Source organism: Mesorhizobium sp., from assembly GCF_024509055.1.
In the GTDB taxonomy this organism is placed as follows: domain Bacteria; phylum Pseudomonadota; class Alphaproteobacteria; order Rhizobiales; family Rhizobiaceae; genus Mesorhizobium.
The window spans coordinates 1-1,671 of sequence record NZ_JANINM010000340.1; the positions used below are offsets into that span (position 1 = coordinate 1).

General features: G+C 63.3%; 3 protein-coding genes. All 3 read left to right on the forward strand.

Going from position 1 to position 1,671, the window contains the following annotated elements:
• Positions 1 to 210: ABC transporter permease subunit (locus tag Q0L57_RS14575; RefSeq protein WP_296743718.1), on the forward strand; the 210-nt coding region annotated here is incomplete at its 5' end.
• Positions 210 to 1,349 (forward strand): ABC transporter permease, encoded by a 1,140-nt coding sequence (locus Q0L57_RS14580; protein WP_296743719.1) that lies wholly within the window; start codon positions 210 to 212, stop codon positions 1,347 to 1,349. The genes Q0L57_RS14575 and Q0L57_RS14580, both read left to right, overlap by 1 nt.
• Positions 1,346 to 1,671, forward strand: a 326-nt coding sequence (locus tag Q0L57_RS14585; protein ID WP_296743721.1) for an ATP-binding cassette domain-containing protein, incomplete at its 3' end; no start/stop codon positions are given. The genes Q0L57_RS14580 and Q0L57_RS14585, both read left to right, overlap by 4 nt.

The following is a 1,671-nucleotide window of genomic DNA, read 5'->3' on the forward strand; positions in this document are numbered from 1 at the left end:
TTCTTCACCGGCTCGCTGCTGATCGAGAACATCTTCTCGCTCGACGGCCTCGGCCTGCTCGGCTTCAAGTCGGTGATCGACCGCGACTATCCGGTGGTGTTCGCCAACCTCTACATCTTCTCGCTGCTCGGGCTGTTCATCAACCTCCTGTCCGACCTCGTCTACACCTGGGTCGATCCGCGCATCGACTTCGAGCGGAGGGACGTCTGATGACGGAAGCCGCGGCCAGCACAGCGCCGGCGCGCCCCAGGCGGCCATGGCTCTCGCCGCTCAACAAGCGGCGACTGCAGAACTTCAAGGCGAACCGGCGCGGTTACTGGTCGCTCTGGATCTTCCTGGTCCTGTTCGTGCTGTCGCTGTTTTCCGAATTCATCGCCAACGACAAGCCGATCATCGCCTCCTACAAGGGCGAGATCCTGTTCCCGGTGCTGGTCGCCTATCCGGAAGAGAAATTCGGCGGCTTCTACGCCGTCACCGACTATCGCGACCCGGTCATCCAGGACGAGATCAACTCCAATGGCTGGATGATCTGGCCGCCGGTGCGCTACTCCTATCAGACCGTCAACAACGCCATTCCGGAACCGGCGCCCGCCAAGCCGTCCTGGCTGTACGACAAGGGCAAGCGCTGCAGCCAGTATCCCAAGGGAGCGGCCGACGAGAACTGTGTCGTCGGCAACTGGAACTGGCTCGGCACCGACGACCAAGCCCGCGACGTGCTCGCAAGGCTCATCTACGGCTTCAGGATCTCGGTGCTGTTCGGGCTCATTCTGACGCTGGGCTCGTCGCTGGTCGGGGTCGCGGCCGGCGCCACGCAAGGCTATTTCGGCGGCTGGACCGACCTGCTCTTCCAGCGCTTCATCGAAATCTGGTCGGCGATCCCGGTGCTCTATCTGCTGCTCATCGTCTCGGCGATCCTGCCGCCCGGCTTCTTCATCCTGCTGGCGCTGATGCTGTTGTTCTCCTGGGTGTCGCTGGTCGGCGTCGTGCGCGCGGAGTTCCTGCGCGCGCGCAATTTCGAATATGTCAACGCGGCGCGCGCGCTGGGCGTGCCCAACCTCACCATCATGTTCCGGCATCTCCTGCCGAACGCCATGGTGGCGACACTGACCTTCCTGCCGTTCCTGCTCTCAGGCTCGATCTCGACCCTGACGTCACTCGACTATCTCGGCTTTGGCCTGCCGCCCGGCTCCGCCTCGCTCGGCGAGTTGCTGAAACAGGCGCAACGCAACCTCAACGCGCCGTGGCTCGGCATTTCCGGCTTTGTCGTCATATCGCTGATGCTGTCGCTGCTGGTCTTCGTCGGCGAGGCCGTTCGCGATGCCTTCGATCCGCGCAAGACATTCAGATGAGCGAAGCCCTGCTTTCCGTCCGTGACCTGAGCGTCGCCTTCGCGCAAGGCGGCAAGCAGTCGATGGCCGTCGATCATGTCTCCTTCGACATCGCCAAGGGCGAGACGATGGCGCTGGTGGGCGAGAGCGGCTCCGGCAAATCGGTCTCGGCGCTTTCCGTGCTGAAGCTCCTGCCCTATCCGATGGCCAGCCATCCGTCGGGAAAGATCCTGTTCCAAGGCGCCGATCTGCTGGGCATGAACGAGAGGGCGTTGCGCGGGGTGCGCGGCAACAAGATCACCATGATCTTCCAGGAGCCGATGACCTCGCTCAACCCGCTGCA

Excerpts from the sequence above, each read along its gene's own strand:
- Q0L57_RS14580 (WP_296743719.1), top strand. The coding sequence starts at position 210 with ATGACGGAAGCCGCGGCCAGCACAGCGCCGGCGCGCCCCAGGCGGCCA.